We start from the raw sequence: 14,942 nt of genomic DNA, 5'->3' as shown, positions 1-14,942 counted from the left end.
CTCCCCGGTGCACGTGCCCCGGCCAACGCTTGCCACAGGAGCGTCCCCCAAGACACTCCATCGGACGTCCCCCAAGACATCCTTGGCATCGCACTCTAAGACTCGCGAACCCACCGGATGGTTACCCTGAAACCGGTGTGATCTAAATCTCTTTGTGGAAGTTACGTGAAGGCACGCAACCGTAGACTGTTCGTGACGACGAACACGGACGAAAACGCCATGGCGGCTCCCGCGATCATAGGGTTGAGCAGGCCACTTGCAGCCAGGGGCAAGGCCGCGACGTTGTACCCGAAGGCCCAGAAGAGGTTGCCCCTGATGGTGGCCAGCGTACGCCTGGAGAGGCGGATTGCGTCAGCCGTCACCTTGAGATCTCCACGAACCAGTGTGAGATCGCTCGCCTCGATCGCCGCATCCGTCCCGGTGCCCATCGCCAGCCCCAGGTCCGCCGCGGCGAGGGCGGCCGCGTCGTTGACCCCGTCGCCGACCATGGCCACGACCCGGCCCTCGGCCTGAAGCCGCCTCACGACGTTCACCTTGTCCTCGGGGAGCACCTCCGCGTGGACCTCGTCGATGCCCACCTCGCGGGCCACGGCCTCCGCCACGGCCCGGTTGTCGCCGGTCAGCAGCACGGGCCTCAGCCCCAGGGCGCGCAGCTCGCGCACGGCCGCCGCGCTGCTGTCCTTGACCGCGTCCGCCACCGCGAACACGCCCCGGGCCTCCCCGTCCCAGGCCGCGACGACCGCCGTACGGCCGAGCTCCTCGGCCTCCGCCAGGGCGGCCTCCAGCACCGGCGGGAGGGGGATCGCCGCGTCGGCGAGCAGCCGGGGCCGTCCGACGAGGACGGCGTGGCCTTTGACGGTGCCCTGGACGCCGAGTCCGGGGACGTTGGTGAAGTCCTCGGGGGTGGGGAGGGGGCCGGTGGTGGCGGCTGCGGCGGTGGCGACGGCTTGGGCGATGGGGTGTTCGGAGGCGTTCTCCAGTGCTCCTGCGAGGCGGAGGACTTCGGTGGTGTCGGTGGTGTGGGTGGTGTGGGTGGTCTGGAGGGTCATGCGGCCGGTGGTGACGGTGCCGGTCTTGTCGAGGACGATGGTGTCGGCGCGGCGGGTGGTCTCCAGGACTTCGGGGCCCTTGATGAGGATGCCGAGCTGGGCGCCGCGGCCGGTGCCGACCATGAGGGCGGTGGGGGTGGCGAGGCCGAGGGCGCAGGGGCAGGCGATGATGAGGACGGCGACGGCGGCGGTGAAGGCGGCGGTGAGTCCGGCGTCGTTGCCGAGCCAGAAGCCGAGGGTGGCGAGGGCGAGGGCGATGACGATGGGGACGAAGACGGCGGAGATGCGGTCGGCGAGGCGTTGTGCGGAGGCCTTGCCGTTCTGGGCGTCCTCGACGAGTTTGGCCATGCGGGCGAGTTGGGTGTCGGCGCCGATGCGGGTGGCTTCGACGACGAGGCGTCCGCCGGCGTTGAGGGTGGCTCCGGTGACGGTGTCGCCGGTGGTGACCTCGACGGGGACGGACTCGCCGGTGAGCATGGAGGCGTCCACGGCGGAGGAGCCCTCGACGACGGTCCCGTCCGTCGCGATCTTCTCCCCGGGCCGGACCACGAAACGGTCCCCGACCACGAGCGTGCTCGCCGGGACGCGGACCTCCCGGCCGCCCCTGAGCACGGCGACGTCCTTGGCTCCCAGGCCCATCAGCGCCCGCAGCGCCGCCCCCGACCTCCGCTTGGCGCGGGCCTCCAGGTAGCGGCCGAGCAGGATGAAGGTGACGACCCCGGCCGCCACCTCCAGGTAGATCGTCGAGCCGGCGTCGGCCCGCGCGACGGTGAGGTCGAAGCCGTGGCGCATGCCGGGCATGCCCGCGTCGCCGAAGAAGAGGGCCCACAGCGACCAGCCGAACGCGGCGAGCGTGCCGAGCGAGACCAGTGTGTCCATCGTGGCCGCACCGTGCCGGAGATTGGTCCAGGCGGCGCGGTGGAAGGGCAGGCCGCCCCAGACGACGACCGGCGCGGCGAGGACGAGGCTCAGCCACTGCCAGGAGTCGAACTGGAGGGCCGGGACCATGGCGAGCAGGACCACGGGCAGTGCCAGCACGGCCGAGACGACCAGGCGCCGGCGGAGCGCGCCGATGGCGGCGTCCTGCTCCGCCCCGGCGTCCCGGTCCGCTGAGCGCGGGTCCGGCCCGGGTCCCGCGGCGGGGGTGGCGTCGAGGGGCGTGGCGGGGTCCGTGCGGCGGCTCTCGCCGGCGTACGGGGCCGGGACGGCGGCCGGGGAAGCGGGGCTCGGGAGGGCGGCGGCCGGGGGAGCGGTGGCCTCGGACGGCGTCGGCGCCCTCCGCTCCGGCCGGGCGACGGGGCGGGCCGTGTAGCCGGTCTTCTCGACCGTGGCGACGAGGTCCCCCAGCTCCAGGCCTTCCCCGAAGGTGACGCGGGCCTTCTCGGTCGCGTAGTTCACCGTGGCGGTGACGCCGTCCATCCGGTTGAGCTTCTTCTCGACGCGGGCGGCGCACGAGGCGCAGGTCATCCCGCCGATCATGAGCTCGGCCTCGGACGCCTCGGCGGTGGGGAAGTCGGCTGCTGCTGTGCTGGCCATGTCCGGAACTCCTGGGAAACGCAGATCGGGCCGTACCCCACCAGTATCGGCTGGTGGGAGACGGCCCGACGGCGAAGGGGTGCTGCCGCTCCGACAGGTCGTCAGACGGCCGGGCTGACGAGCTCGTACCCGGCCTCGTCGACGGCGGCGCGGACGGCGTCCTCGGCCAGCGGGGCCTTGGAGGTGACGGTGACCAGGCCGGTGGCGGCGACGGCCGCGACCGAGGTCACGCCCGCGATGCCGGAGATCTCCTCCGACACGGAGCCCTCGCAGTGGCCGCAGGTCATGCCCTTGACCTGGTACACGGTGGTGACCGAGTCGCTCTGCTCGATCTGCACGTCGGCCGCGCCGTCGTGGCAGGAGCCGGTGGGCGAGCAGCAGGAACCGGTGGACGGGGTGGTCTCGGTCTCGGCGGTCATGACGTTCTCCTCTTCGCGAACACGTTACGGCGGCGTGGCGGGGCGCAGGGGGTCGCGGAGGGCTCCCTGCGTTCCGACGTCACCACACTATACCCCTAGGGGGTATAAAGCGATCCAGGGGCGCCCTGTGTCGGTCCCGGGCCCGTCCGCGGTGTGCGCGGGCCGCCTACGGCGCGTTCGGGGTCCGGTGCCGCACGGCGTCGCCCACCAGGGGGTCCAGGTAGCGGAACATGATCGTCTTCAGCTCCCGGACGTAGGCCGCGCGTTCCTCGCCCTCGTGGGCCATGATCAGATCCAGTCCGGCCTTGAAGATCATGAAGGTCATGTCCGCGATGCGGTGGACCTGGCCGTCCGGCACGTCCGGGAGGTAGCCGGCGAGCACCGATTCGACCCGCGTCAGCATCGTGGCGTGCAGCGTGTCGTGCTCCTCGGTGATCCGGCCGGGGATCTCCGAGCCGTGCATCAGGACGGAGAAGGCCGGGTTCTCGCAGTTGAAGGCGATCAGCGGGTCGAGGATGGCGTCCAGCATGCGGTCGAGCGGCAGTTCGATGTGGCTCTGGGTGAAGGCGGCGCCGTAGGTGTCCCGCCAGCGGTTGAGCAGCTGATCGCCCAGCTCGACGGCGATGGCCTCCTTGTTCGGGAAGAACTGGTAGAGCGTGCCCGGCGACACCCCGGCCTCGCGGGCGATGGCGTTGGTGCTCGACGCGGTGTAGCCGCTGGTGCAGAAGACGCTGGCGGCGGCCTGGAGCAGTTGGGCGATACGGGCCTCGCCGCGCGCCTGGCGGCGGCGCGGGCGGGCGGACCCCGGCGTTCCGTCGGCCGCGTCCGCGGTGGCTCCGTCGTCCGCTCCGCCCGCTGTGGCGCCCTTGGTGGCTTTGGCCTCCGACACGGTCCATCCCCGGCTCTCGTGATGCGATTGACAAACACGAGTGTTCGCTCGCATTCTTGTGAAACGCGAGCGACTACTCGTGTTTGCCAGGGTAAGTGGCAATGACCGACCCATGCTGCCCTGTGCCGCCCGGGTCTCGGTGAAGGGGACACCGCACCATGTCCGAAGTCAACCGTTCCGCGCCGCCTCCGATCGGCGGCTGGACCCGGTTCGTCACCGCCCGGCCGCGGTTCGCACTGCTGGCCGCGCTGGTGATCACCGCGCTCGCCGTCTTCGCCGGGAGCGGGGTGGCGGACCGGATGGGCAGCGGCGGCTGGCAGGCCCCCGACGCCGAGTCGACCTACGCGACCGAGGTGCTGGCGAGGGAGTTCCCCGCCTCCCAGCCCAATCTGCTCCTGCTGGTGGACGGCGGCTCCGCGTCCGTCGACGACCCGGCGGTGGCCGCCGAAGCCGCCCGCCTGGTCGAGCGGCTGAAGGCCGAGCCGGGAATCTCGGGCGTCGGGTCCTACTGGGAGACCGGATCCCCCGCCCTGCGCTCCGAGGACGGTCACGAGGCGGTCATCGCCGCGCGGATCGGGGGCGACGAGAAGACCGCGGGCGAGACCCTCGACCGACTGGCCCCGGCCTTCGCGGGGGAGCGGGGCCCGGTGACGGTCTCCCTCGGCGGACCGGTGGCGGTCCAGCACGAGATGCAGACGATCATCCAGGAAGACCTGCTGCGGGCCGAGCTGATCGCCCTGCCGGTGACGCTCGTCCTGCTGGTCATGGTCTTCGGCAGCGCCGTCGCCGCGCTGCTGCCGCTCGGTGTCGGCATCGTCGCCATCCTCGGCACCAACGCCGTGCTGCGGGCCCTGACGGAGTTCACCGACGTCTCGGTCTTCGCCATGAACCTCACCACGGCGCTCGGCCTCGGACTCGCCATCGACTACGCCCTGTTCATCGTCCGCCGCTTCCGCGAGGAGCTGGCCGGCGGGGCGGACCCCCGGAGCGCCGTGGGCACGACGCTGCGGACCGCCGGGCGTACGGTGCTGTTCTCGGCGCTGACCGTGGCGGTGTCCCTGTCGGCCATGCTCGTCTTCCCGCAGTACTTCCTGCGGTCCTTCGCCTACGCCGGGATCGCCGTGGTCCTCCTGGCCGCGGCTGCCGCCCTGATCCTGCTGCCGGCCGCCCTCGTGCTGCTCGGCCACCGGGTCGACTCCCTGGACCTGCGCCGCCTCTTCCGCCGCCGGAAGAAGGGGCCCGCCGACGCCGGTGCGTCGCCCGGCCGGGGATGGGCGCGGCTGGCCGTGCTGGTGATGCGCAGGGCGCCCGTCTTCGCCGTCGTCACCACCGTCGGGCTCCTGCTGCTCGGACTGCCCTTCCTGGGAGTCAGGTTCGGCACGGCGGACGACCGCCAGCTGCCCGCCGGAGCGGAGTCCCGGATCGTCCAGGAGCACCTCCGCGACGGGTTCCCCGGCAGCCCCGGCGGCGGCTTGGAGGTGCTGGCCGAGGGGCAGGGGTCCCCCGCCGCGTACGCGGAGCTGAAGCGCCGGATCGAGCAGCTCCCCGGCGTCCTGCGGGTCGACGGCCCGGTCACCGGGGATGCCGTCGCCTTCTACGGCGTGCTGCCCGAGGGGGAAGCCGTCGGCGAGAAGGCGCAGCAGCTCGTACGGGACCTGAGGGCCCTGCCCTCCGCCGCCTCCCTCGACACCTCGGTGACGGGCACGGCTGCCGTCCTGGTCGACTCCAAGGACGCCATAGCCGACCGGTTGCCCTGGGCGGTGGGGATCATCGTGGTGGTCACCCTGTTCCTGGTGTTCCTGCTCACCGGCAGCGTGCTCATCCCGCTCCAGGCGGTCGTCCTCAACGCCCTCAGCCTGACCGCGATGTTCGGAGCGGTGGTCTGGGTCTTCCAGGACGGGAACCTCTCCGGGCTGCTCGCCTTCACCAGCACGGGCGACATCGAGACGACCCTGCCCGTCCTGATGTTCTGCGTCGCCTTCGGACTCTCCATGGACTACGGGGTCTTCCTGATATCCAGGATCAAGGAGGAGCACGACCGCACGGGTGACCACGAGCACTCCGTCACCTTCGGACTCCGGCACACCGGCGGGCTGATCACCGCTGCCGCCGTGATCCTCGCGGTCGTGATGGTGGCCATCGGCACCTCACGGGTCACCAGCACCAAGATGCTGGGACTCGGTATCGCCCTCGCCGTCCTGATGGACGCCATGGTGGTGCGCGGCCTGCTGGTCCCCGCCGTGATGAAGCTGATGGGCCCCTCCACCTGGTGGGCCCCCGCACCCCTGGGCTCCTTCCACCGCAGGTTCGGCCTCAGCGAAGGGGAGGCGACCTCGGCCGTCGCCCCGCCGGCTGTGCCGGACCCGGCCGGCCGGGGAGGCCCGGCGGGCCCGCGACCGACCGCGGAGGACGAGGAGGGTTCGGGCGCGAGCAGGGAGATCGGCGAACCGGCGCGACGCTGAGACCCTCACACCGAAGTCGACCGGAAAGGGGTCCTCGGGGAAGCCGGGAATGCCCTCTGGAGGCGACAGGGCGGGCCCGCCCGGCAACGGACGGATGATGGGCGGGGCCCGGGCCCGGCCGCCGGCCGGGGGGTCTCCACAGGCCCGCGGACGGCATCGGTAAAGCGCCTCTGACCTGGGCTTTCCTGCCCATCCCGCCTAGAATTCCCTCACGGAGAAGGGGGCCCGGATGCACCGGAACGTATCGACGACCGATGACGTATTGGCTCTGCTGGACGGCCTGTTCGCCCCGGAGGCGGACCGGTGGACGGCTGGTGGGGCGTCCTGGTGGGACGCGTTCTACGCGGACCGTTCACGCGAGGTCCCGTTCTTCGCGGAGAAGCCCGACGAGAACCTCGACGCCCACCTCCGCCAGGGGCGGATCGCCCCGGGGCGCGCGCTCGAACTGGGCTGTGGGCCCGGCCGCAACGCCCTCCGTCTGGCCGCGCTCGGCTTCGACGTCGACGCGGTCGACCTCTCCCCGGAGGCGCTGGCCTGGGCCCGGGAGCGGGCCGACGAGGCGGGGGCCGGGACCATCCGGTTCCACCACGGTGACGCGTTCGCCCTGACGGCGGCGGGGGCCGCCCTCGCCGGCCCCTACGACCTGATCTACGACTCGGGCTGCTTCCACCATCTGCCACCCCACCGGCGCATCAGCTATCTCGCCCTCCTGGAGCGCTGCCTGGCGCCCGGCGGCCACTTCGCGCTCACCTGCTTCGCCGCCGGAGAGGGCGGGATGGGCTCGGAGCTGCCCGACGCCGAGCTCTATCTGACGGGCGGTCTGCACGGCGGGCTCGCCTACACGGACGACGAACTGCGTCACGTCTTCTCCGGGCTGACGGAGATCGAGCTGCGCCGGATGAACGACGAGGCCCCCGAATCCCCGGTCTTCGGGGAGCCGTTCCTCTGGACGGCCCTCTTCCGGGCGCCCGCCCGGAGCTGACGGGGCGGCCCCGGAGGGCGGGGCCGCCGTGCGGGACCGGAGGTCAGCGGCTCCGGTTGCGGGGGCGGGAGGCGACCCAGGCGCGGATGGTGTCTCCGTACCAGTACGGCTTCCCGTTCCTCACCTGGTCGGGCGGGGGCAGGAGCCCGTGCTTGCGATAGGAGCGGACGGTGTCCGGCTGGACCTGGATGTGCGCGGCAATGTCCTTGTAGGACCAGAGCGTTCCGTCGGTCATCGGTGACACCTCTCTCAGCGCTTCTCCGGCTCTGCTGCGCTCCGCGGCGCAGGCTGACGACCACTCAGCCTGTGCTCGGCCGGGCCGACTCGGACGGCAGGCGGCGCGGAGCTGTCGACCGGCTGTGACAGAAACCACGCGTAACCGAGATATGTGCGCCGAAATGATGACCGCTGTAGCAGAACGGGTGAAACGGGTCCCGCGGCCGAGCCCGAAGCGCCGACGGGCTCAGGCCGTTGCGCCGGGCCTTCCGCAGGAGCGGAGGAACTCCCGGGTGCGGCGCGCGATGGGGAGCGGCTTGTCCGGCGGGCAGGGATACATGTCCTGCTCCACGATCGCGAACAGGTCGACGTCCAGGGCCCGGGCGGCTTCCAGCACCGGTTCCAGTGCGGGGACCCCGCCGGGCGGCTCGCACATCACCCCCCGGGCCACCGCCGGCCCGAACGGCACCTCGTCCGCCACCACCGTCGCCAGGATCTCCGGATCGACCTGCTTGAGGTGGAGGTAGCCGATGCGCTCCCCGTACGTCTCGATGAGCTTGAGGCTGTCGCCCCCGCAGTAGGCGTAGTGCCCGGTGTCCAGGCACAGGGAGACGAGATCCGGATCGGTGGCGTCGAGGAAGCGGTTGACGTTCTCCTCGGTGTCGATGTGGGTGTCGGCGTGCGGGTGGACGACGATGCGCAGCCCGAAGCGCTCGCGGACCTCCCGGCCCAGCCGCTCGGTCTGAGCGGTCAGTTCACGCCACTGCGCCGGGGTGAGCGCCCTGTCCTCCAGCACCTCGCCCGTCTTGTCGTCGCGCCAGAAGGAGGGGATGACGACCAGGTGCTCGGCGCCCATGGCTTGGGTCAGTCCGGCGATGTCCGCGACATGCGCCCACGTCCGGTCCCAGACGTCAGGGCCGTGGTGCAGTCCGGTGAACACGGTCCCGGCGGAGACCCTCAGCCCCCGCGCGCGGGTCTCGTCGGCCAGCCGCGCCGGGTCGGTGGGCAGATAGCCGTACGGGCCGAGTTCGATCCACGCGTACCCGGCCTCGGCCACCTCGTCGAGGAAGCGCTGCCACGGCACCTGCTTCGGGTCGTCGGGGAACCACACACCCCAGGAGTCGGGGGCCGAGCCGATACGGATGCGGGCCGGGGAGCGGACGGAGGGGGTCATAACGCCCAGCCTCACGGGCCGTGCGGAAGAGTGTCAAGGGTTCGTCCGAATGTCCGGACAAAATGTTGACAGGGTTCCCGGGAGGGGGCTACACCTGGGACCCAGCCGGCCACCGGCGGGTCGAAGGGATGGGCATGCCTGAGCCGTACGACGTGATCACCATGGGGCGGATCGGGGTGGACCTCTACCCGCTGGAGATCGGGGTACCGCTCGCCCGGGTCGAGACGTTCGGCAAGTTCCTCGGCGGCTCCCCGACGAACGTCGCGGTGGCGGCGGCCCGGCTGGGGCGGCGGACGGCCGTGATCACCCGGACCGGGCAGGACGCCTTCGGCGCGTATCTCCATCAGGAGCTGGAACGGTTCGGGGTGGACGCCCGCTGGGCGACGACCGTGGCGGAGTACCCGACCCCGGTCACCTTCTGCGAGGTCTTCCCGCCGGACGACTTCCCGCTCTACTTCTACCGTCACCCCAAGGCCCCCGACCTGGAGATCCACGCGCCGGACCTCGACCTGGACGCGGTGCGCGAGGCCCGGATCTTCTGGATGACGGGCACCGGACTCAGCGCCGAGCCGAGCCGCTCCGCCACCCTGGCCGCACTCGCGGCGCGCACCACCGGCCCGGCCGGCCCGCCCCGCACGGCGACCGTCTTCGACCTGGACTGGCGGCCCATGTTCTGGGACGGCGGTGACGACAGCGCCGAGGCGCCCGCGCGGTACCGCGAAGCGCTGGCCCACGCGACGGTCGCCGTCGGCAACGTCGACGAGTGCCGCATCGCGACCGGCGAACGCGAACCGTACGCCGCGGCCCGGGCCCTGCTCGCGGCCGGGGTGGAGCTCGCCGTCGTCAAACAGGGCCCGAAGGGCGTGCTCGCCGTCCACCGCGACGGCACCACCGCCGACTGCCCGCCGCTGCCGGTGGACGTGGTCAACGGACTCGGCGCGGGGGACGCGTTCGGGGGCGCGCTCTGCCACGGGCTGCTCGCCGGGTGGCCGCTGGAGCGCATCGTGCGGTACGCGAACGCGGCCGGCGCCATCGTCGCCTCGCGGCTCGCCTGCTCGTCCGCGATGCCCTTCCCGGACGAGGTCGAGGAAGCCGTCAGGGCCGGGGCCGTCACGTCGGACCCGGGCCCTCGGACGACCCCCGGCGCCCAGGGGCCCTCCGGAACCACGGCCGATGCCCCGCCCGGACACGCCTCGCCCGGAGACGCCTCGTCGGGAGACGCCCCGACCGGTGATTCCCGGACCGGTGATTCCCCGGCCGGTGGTTCCCGGACCGGAGACGCCCCGACGGGTGACTCCGCGCCCGGTGCCGCCGGGACCGGAGCGGGCTCATGACGCCTTTCGCGCCCTCCCTCTCCGCGCTCGTGCGGTTGCGCGCCGAGCGCCCCGAAGCCGTGGCCGAGGCCGCCGCGCGACGGAGACGACGGCGGCTGATCCGGCACCCCGGCGACCGGTTGATGATCATCGCGGCGGACCATCCCGCGCGCGGCGCGCTCGCCGTGGGGGACCGGTCCCTCGCCATGGCCAACCGCTTCGAACTCCTTGAGCGGCTCTGCCTCGCCCTCTCCCGCCCCGGGGTCGACGGCGTGCTCGCCTCCGCCGACGTCCTGGAGGACCTCCTCCTGCTGGGGGCCCTGGAGGACAAGGTCGTGATGGGCTCGATGAACCGCGGCGGACTCGCCGGCGCCGCGTTCGAGCTCGACGACCGGTTCACCGGCCACCGCCCCGACGACCTGGTCCGCCACGGGTTCGACGCGGGGAAGCTGCTCCTGCGCATCGACTACGACGACCCCGGTTCGCTGGACACCCTGCACGCCGCCGCCCGGACCATCGACGCGATGGCCGCGCACCGGCTGCCGGTCTTCGTCGAGCCGTTCCTCTGCCGGCGCGTCGACGGCCGCCTCCGCAACGACCTCGGCGCCGCAGCCGTGACGACCTCCATCGCCATCGCGTCGGGCCTCGCCGGGACGTCCGCGTACACCTGGCTGAAGGTCCCCGTCACCGACGACCCCGACGCCATGGCCCGGGCCATGGAGGCCTCCACCCTGCCCGCCGTCCTGCTCGGCGGCGAGGTCGGCCACGACCAGGACGCCGCGTACGGGAAATGGCGCGACGCGCTGCGGCTGCCCACCGTACGGGGGCTGGTCGTGGGCCGCTCGTTGCTCTACCCGGTCGACGGGGACGTGAAGAGTGCCGTCGACACCGCCGTATCGCTGCTCGGTACGGGTAGGCAGGGGGCATGACGACGCATCACCAGCAACAGCCGCACCCTCGCCACCACCTGCCGGCCGGCAGCGCAGCGCGCGGGGCGTACGCCGTCGACATCGACCCCGGGCGGGCCGGCTGGGAGCGTTCGGCCCTGCGGGTGCTGGAGCTGGAACCGGGAGGTGTTCACACGCTCGACACCGGCGGCAGTGAATGGATCGTCCTGCCGTTGGCCGGTGCATGTACGGTGCGTACGGCAGGCGAGACCTTTGAACTGCTGGGCCGGGAGAGCGTGTTCAGCGGGGTCTCCGACTTCGCCTACGTACCGCGTGACTCCCCCGCACAGATCGCCTCCGGCGCAGGTGGCCGCTTCGCCCTGGCAGGAGCGAAGTGCGAGCGACGACTCCCCGCTCGCTACGGCCCCGCGCCGGAGGTACCCGTCGAGCTGCGCGGCTCCGGGACCTGCTCGCGCCAGGTGAACAACTTCGCCGCGGCCGACACCTTCGACTGCGACCGGCTGATCGCCGTCGAGGTGCTCACCCCCGGCGGCAACTGGTCCTCCTACCCGCCGCACAAACACGACGAGCACGTGCCGGGCGAGGAGTGCGAACTGGAGGAGATCTACTACTTCGAGGTCGCGGACGGCGGGATCGGCTACCACCGCGTCTCCCCGTCGCACGACGGCGGCACGGACGTCCTCGCCGAAGTGCGCGACGGCGACGCCGTCCTCATCCCCGACGGCTGGCACGGCCCGTCCATCGCCCCGCCCGGCCGGACGCTGTACTACCTGAACGTGATGGCCGGGCCGGGGGAGGAGCGCGCCTGGCTGATCCGCGACCATCCCGACCACCGATGGATCCGCGACACCTGGCCGGGCGAGCCGATCGACGCCAGACTCCCGCTGTACACGGCGCATCCGTCGCCCGGCCCGGAGGTAACGCCTTGAGCCCGACGAGTCCCGCCCGCACGGCACCTTCCGCGAACGCCCACGGCCCCACCCGCCGGCTGACCACCGCTCAGGCCCTGGTCGCCTTCCTGGCCCGGCAGTACACCGAGCGCGACGGCCGTCGGCAGCGGCTCATCAGCGCCACCTGGGGCATCTTCGGGCACGGGAACGTCGCGGGCATCGGCCAGGCGCTCGTCGAGGCGGGCCCGCGCGGAAACGGCGACGGGAACGGCGGCGGCGCGAACGGCAACGCGAACGGCCACAGTGGTGCCGGGGCCGCGCACCGCATGCCCTACCTCCAGGGCCGCAACGAACAGGCCATGGTGCACGCGGCCGTCGGATACGCCCGCCAGTCGGGGCGGCTCTCCGCGCACGCGGTGACCACGTCCATCGGCCCGGGGGCCACCAACCTCGTCACCGGGGCCGCCCTCGCGACGATCAACCGCCTGCCCGTCCTCCTGCTGCCCGGTGACACCTTCGCGACCCGCCCCGCCGACCCCGTACTCCAGCAGCTCGAAGTCCCCTACGCCGGCGACGTGTCCGTCAACGACTGTCTGCGCCCCGTCTCGCGCTACTTCGACCGGATCACCCGGCCCGAGGCGCTGATCCCGGCGGCCCTCCAGGCGATGCGGGTCCTCACCGACCCGGCCGAGACCGGGGCCGTCACGCTCGCGCTGCCGCAGGACGTGCAGGTGGAGGCGTACGACTGGCCGGAGGAGTTCTTCGCCGAGCGCGACTGGCACGTCCGCAGGCCCGCGCCCGACACGTACGAGCTGGAGACGGCGGTACGGGCGATCCGCTCCGCCCGCCGTCCCCTGATCGTCGCGGGCGGCGGGGTCCGGCACAGCGCCGCCGAGGAGACGCTCGCCGCGTTCACCGCCGCCACCCGCATCCCGGTCGCCGCGACCCAGGCGGGCAAGGGAGCGCTCCGCCACGACCACCCGGCCGACGTCGGGGGCATCGGCCACACCGGCACCGCCACCGCCGACGAACTGGCCCGCACCGCCGACCTGGTGATCGGCGTCGGCACCCGCTTCTCCGACTTCACCACCGCCTCCGGCACCCTCTTCGCCAACCCGTCGGTCCGCTTCCTCCACCTCAACATCGCCGGCTTCGACGCCCACAAGCTGGCCGCCCTCCCCCTGGTCGCCGACGCCCGCACCGGACTGGAGGCGCTCACGGCACAGCTCGCCGGACGCGGCTACCGGGTCGACCCGGCGTACGAGACGGAGTACACCGGCGCGAAGGAGGCGTGGGAGGAACGGGTCGAAGCATCCTTCGCCACCCCCGACCCCACCGCGCGCCCCACCCAGACCCAGGTCCTCGGCCTGCTGGACGCCCTGGTCACCGAGGACGACATCATCGTCAACGCCGCGGGCTCCCTCCCCGGCGACCTGCACAAGCTCTGGCGCACCCGCTCCCCCGACCAGTACCACGTCGAGTACGGCTACTCCTGCATGGGCTACGAGATCCCCGCCGCGATCGGCGTCCTGCTCGCCGACGGGGCCCGGGGCGGCCCGCACCGGCCGCGCCGCCCCGTCTGGGCGCTCGTCGGCGACGGCACGTACCTCATGAACCCCACCGAGATCGTCACCGCCGTCCAGGAGAACCTGCCGCTGAAGCTGCTGATCCTCCAGAACCACGGGTACGCCTCCATCGGCGGGCTCTCCGAGGCGGTCGGCGCCGAAGGCTTCGGCACGGCCTACCGCCACCGGGACGCCGACGGCGGCTTCACCGGCCCGCCGCTCCCCGTCGACCTGGCCGCCAACGCGGCCTCCCTCGGCCTGCGCGTCCTGCGCGCCACCACCGTCGACGACCTGCGCACCGCACTCTCCGAGGCCCGGGACGCGGAGGGCCCCACTTGTGTCTACGTCGAGACCGAAACGCCCGACACAGTGTCGGGCCCCCCTCCGGCACAGGCGTGGTGGGATGTTCCGGTGGCCGAGACCGCGAGCCGGCCGGCGGCGGTCAAGGCCCGGGAGGAGTACGACCGGCAGGTCGCCGCCCGACGCCGCCACCTGTGAAGACCGCCTGAAGCCGCTCGAACGGCCTGAGCGGCCAGAAGCCTGAAGGAGTACGTCATGACGAAGACCGTCAACCACTGGATCGGCGGCAAGACCGTGGAGGGCACGTCGGGCCAGTACGGTCCCGTCACCGACCCGGCCACCGGCGCGGTCACCACGCAGGTCGCGCTGGCCTCCGCGGAGGAGGTCGACGCGGCCGTGGCGGCGGCGAAGACCGCGTACGCCACCTGGGGCACCTCCTCGCTCGCCCAGCGCACCACCGTCCTCTTCCGCTACCGCGCGCTCCTCGACGCCCACCGCGACGACATCGCCGCGCTGATCACCGCCGAGCACGGCAAGGTGCACTCGGACGCGCTGGGCGAGGTCGCCCGGGGCCTGGAGATCGTCGAGCTGGCGTGCGGGATCACCACCCAGCTCAAGGGCGAGCTGTCCACCCAGGTGTCCAGCCGGGTCGACGTCTCCTCGATCCGCCAGTCGCTCGGCGTCGTCGCGGGCATCACCCCGTTCAACTTCCCTGCCATGGTGCCGATGTGGATGTTCCCGCTGGCCATCGCCTGCGGCAACACCTTCGTGCTGAAGCCCAGCGAGAAGGACCCCTCGGCCGCCAACCTGCTGGCCGAGCTGGCGGCCGAGGCCGGCCTCCCGGACGGCGTCCTCAACGTCGTCCACGGGGACAAGGTCGCGGTGGACGCCCTGCTCGACCACCCCGACGTGGCCGCCGTCTCCTTCGTCGGCTCCACCCCCATCGCCCGCTACATCCACGCCACGGCCTCCGCCAACGGCAAGCGCGTCCAGGCGCTCGGCGGCGCCAAGAACCACATGCTGGTCCTCCCGGACGCCGACCTGGACGCCGCCGCCGACGCCGCGGTCTCGGCGGCGTACGGCTCCGCGGGCGAACGCTGCATGGCGATCTCCGCCGTCGTCGCGGTCGGCGCGATCGGCGACGAGCTGGTCGCCAAGATCCGCGAGCGCGCTGAGAAGATCAAGATCGGCCCCGGCAACGACCCCGCCTCCGAGATGGGCCCGCTGATCACCGCGGCC

12 protein-coding genes are annotated in these 14,942 nt (G+C 72.6%); 7 read left to right on the top strand and 5 right to left on the bottom strand.

What is annotated here, in order from left to right; translation table 11 throughout:
* Positions 1 to 161: 161 nt before the first annotated feature.
* From DTB53_RS12330 to DTB53_RS12320, 3 genes are all read right to left on the bottom strand, one after another.
* Positions 162 to 2,585, bottom strand: a complete 2,424-nt coding sequence (locus tag DTB53_RS12330) for a heavy metal translocating P-type ATPase (RefSeq protein WP_012380899.1) — start codon at positions 2,583 to 2,585, stop codon at positions 162 to 164.
* Between the two features lie 101 nt (positions 2,586 to 2,686).
* Positions 2,687 to 3,004: a heavy-metal-associated domain-containing protein gene (locus tag DTB53_RS12325; protein WP_012380900.1), complete on the bottom strand. Its 318-nt coding sequence runs from the start codon at positions 3,002 to 3,004 to the stop codon at positions 2,687 to 2,689.
* A gap of 166 nt (positions 3,005 to 3,170) precedes the next feature.
* Positions 3,171 to 3,893, bottom strand: a complete 723-nt coding sequence (locus tag DTB53_RS12320) for a TetR/AcrR family transcriptional regulator (RefSeq protein WP_012380901.1) — start codon at positions 3,891 to 3,893, stop codon at positions 3,171 to 3,173.
* Between the two features lie 158 nt (positions 3,894 to 4,051).
* Between DTB53_RS12320 and DTB53_RS12315 the strand changes: the two genes are divergently transcribed.
* Both DTB53_RS12315 and DTB53_RS12310 read left to right on the top strand, forming a co-directional pair.
* Positions 4,052 to 6,355 (top strand): MMPL family transporter, encoded by a 2,304-nt coding sequence (locus DTB53_RS12315; RefSeq protein ID WP_012380902.1) that lies wholly within the window; start codon positions 4,052 to 4,054, stop codon positions 6,353 to 6,355.
* A 229-nt stretch (positions 6,356 to 6,584) separates the two neighbouring features.
* Positions 6,585 to 7,337, top strand: a complete 753-nt coding sequence (locus DTB53_RS12310; protein ID WP_012380903.1) for a class I SAM-dependent methyltransferase — start codon at positions 6,585 to 6,587, stop codon at positions 7,335 to 7,337.
* 43 nt (positions 7,338 to 7,380) lie between these two features.
* On the opposite strand, the gene DTB53_RS12305 is transcribed toward DTB53_RS12310, so the two are convergent.
* The gene (locus tag DTB53_RS12305; protein WP_003969083.1) at positions 7,381 to 7,572 is read right to left on the bottom strand and encodes a helix-turn-helix transcriptional regulator; all 192 of its coding nucleotides are present in this window, start codon (positions 7,570 to 7,572) and stop codon (positions 7,381 to 7,383) included.
* Between the two features lie 228 nt (positions 7,573 to 7,800).
* Complete coding sequence (locus DTB53_RS12300; protein WP_012380904.1) at positions 7,801 to 8,727, bottom strand: sugar phosphate isomerase/epimerase family protein; 927 nt, start codon at positions 8,725 to 8,727, stop codon at positions 7,801 to 7,803.
* A gap of 134 nt (positions 8,728 to 8,861) precedes the next feature.
* Between DTB53_RS12300 and iolC the strand changes: the two genes are divergently transcribed.
* The 5 genes from iolC to mmsA all read left to right on the top strand — a co-directional run.
* Positions 8,862 to 10,061, top strand: a complete 1,200-nt coding sequence (gene iolC, locus DTB53_RS12295; protein WP_042497162.1) for a 5-dehydro-2-deoxygluconokinase — start codon at positions 8,862 to 8,864, stop codon at positions 10,059 to 10,061.
* Entirely contained in the window at positions 10,058 to 10,969 is a 912-nt protein-coding gene (locus DTB53_RS12290) for a Cgl0159 family (beta/alpha)8-fold protein (protein ID WP_012380906.1), read from the top strand. The genes iolC and DTB53_RS12290 overlap by 4 nt, the downstream gene beginning before the upstream one ends.
* Positions 10,966 to 11,877, top strand: coding sequence for a 5-deoxy-glucuronate isomerase (gene iolB, locus DTB53_RS12285; protein WP_012380907.1), 912 nt, complete (start codon positions 10,966 to 10,968; stop codon positions 11,875 to 11,877). Before DTB53_RS12290 ends, iolB begins: the two co-directional genes overlap by 4 nt.
* Positions 11,874 to 13,901, top strand: a complete 2,028-nt coding sequence (gene iolD / locus DTB53_RS12280) for a 3D-(3,5/4)-trihydroxycyclohexane-1,2-dione acylhydrolase (decyclizing) (RefSeq protein ID WP_012380908.1) — start codon at positions 11,874 to 11,876, stop codon at positions 13,899 to 13,901. The genes iolB and iolD overlap by 4 nt, the downstream gene beginning before the upstream one ends.
* Positions 13,902 to 13,958: 57 nt before the next feature.
* On the top strand, positions 13,959 to 14,942 hold a 984-nt coding region (gene mmsA / locus DTB53_RS12275; protein WP_112416008.1), incomplete at its 3' end, for a CoA-acylating methylmalonate-semialdehyde dehydrogenase.

This window comes from Streptomyces griseus (genome assembly GCF_900460065.1).
In the GTDB taxonomy this organism is placed as follows: Bacteria; Actinomycetota; Actinomycetes; order Streptomycetales; family Streptomycetaceae; genus Streptomyces; species Streptomyces griseus.
Note: the sequence above shows the minus strand (reverse complement) of the source record. Positions and strands in the feature narration are given on the sequence as shown.

Excerpts from the sequence above, each read along its gene's own strand:
- DTB53_RS12330 (WP_012380899.1), bottom strand. The coding sequence starts at position 2,585 with ATGGCCAGCACAGCAGCAGCCGACTTCCCCACCGCCGAGGCGTCCGAG.
- DTB53_RS12325 (WP_012380900.1), bottom strand. The coding sequence starts at position 3,004 with ATGACCGCCGAGACCGAGACCACCCCGTCCACCGGTTCCTGCTGCTCG.
- DTB53_RS12315 (WP_012380902.1), top strand. The coding sequence starts at position 4,052 with ATGTCCGAAGTCAACCGTTCCGCGCCGCCTCCGATCGGCGGCTGGACC.
- DTB53_RS12310 (WP_012380903.1), top strand. The coding sequence starts at position 6,585 with ATGCACCGGAACGTATCGACGACCGATGACGTATTGGCTCTGCTGGAC.
- DTB53_RS12305 (WP_003969083.1), bottom strand. The coding sequence starts at position 7,572 with ATGACCGACGGAACGCTCTGGTCCTACAAGGACATTGCCGCGCACATC.
- DTB53_RS12300 (WP_012380904.1), bottom strand. The coding sequence starts at position 8,727 with ATGACCCCCTCCGTCCGCTCCCCGGCCCGCATCCGTATCGGCTCGGCC.
- iolC (WP_042497162.1), top strand. The coding sequence starts at position 8,862 with ATGCCTGAGCCGTACGACGTGATCACCATGGGGCGGATCGGGGTGGAC.
- DTB53_RS12290 (WP_012380906.1), top strand. The coding sequence starts at position 10,058 with ATGACGCCTTTCGCGCCCTCCCTCTCCGCGCTCGTGCGGTTGCGCGCC.
- iolB (WP_012380907.1), top strand. The coding sequence starts at position 10,966 with ATGACGACGCATCACCAGCAACAGCCGCACCCTCGCCACCACCTGCCG.